The 670-nt window shown below is 58.1% G+C and carries 1 protein-coding gene; it reads right to left on the bottom strand.

The genetic code is table 11. The annotated features are described in order from the left end of the window. Positions 1-670 (bottom strand): hypothetical protein (locus tag ACR0KL_RS22750; RefSeq protein WP_480777554.1); only part of this gene is annotated, 670 nt, incomplete at both ends.

Below are 670 nucleotides of genomic sequence, written 5' to 3'. Positions count from 1 at the left end.
AACGCCGGAGCCGCCGCTTTCGATGCGTTCAGGTTGCGCAACTTGTCCGAGCCATAGGGGTCGGTAATCGCAGCCACAAGCGGATCGCGGTTGTAGCGGTACCGATCCTTCTTTTGATGCGAATAGGTGTCATATACATCCCGCCGATCATCCCACTGTTCGTACGTCGCATCGTCTTTGGTGTATCTGTAGCGATCAGGATCGTAGGGCACGGGCTGGATTGTTACTCCATCCTTGTAGCGATGCCGCGGCTGCGGCAGATCCAGGTAGCCGTGGAACTGAGACAAAGTGCCTTTGGTCACTGTCCTGCCTTTGGACGCGTCGAAGAAGGCGGTTTCTGCGTCTTGCAGGGCGTCGCGCGTTTCGTGGCGCAAATCCCTTACATCTGCGCGCAAGTCGTCACGTGCCTCTTCATAGGTTTCGGCGTCGCGCAGTTCGTCCTCAAGCGCGTTCAGGTCGTCTTCGTAATTGGGGTCTGAGGGATCAAGCGCGGCGATGTCGTCGGCAATGTCGTCGCTGCTACGACCGTCATAGCTTTCGTTCAGGTCACGCAACTCGCGCCGTGCGTCATAGAGATCTCCGCGCAGGTCATAGTAGGTTTCCGCAGCGGCCTGATAGGTCGCGATCTTGCCGACATTGCTGTTGGGAGACGCGTTGCGAAACGCCGGAG

Source organism: Ruegeria sp. C8 (assembly GCF_056537565.1).
The sequence above is the reverse complement of the archived record's forward strand: the minus strand, read 5'-3'. Positions and strand labels throughout refer to the sequence as shown.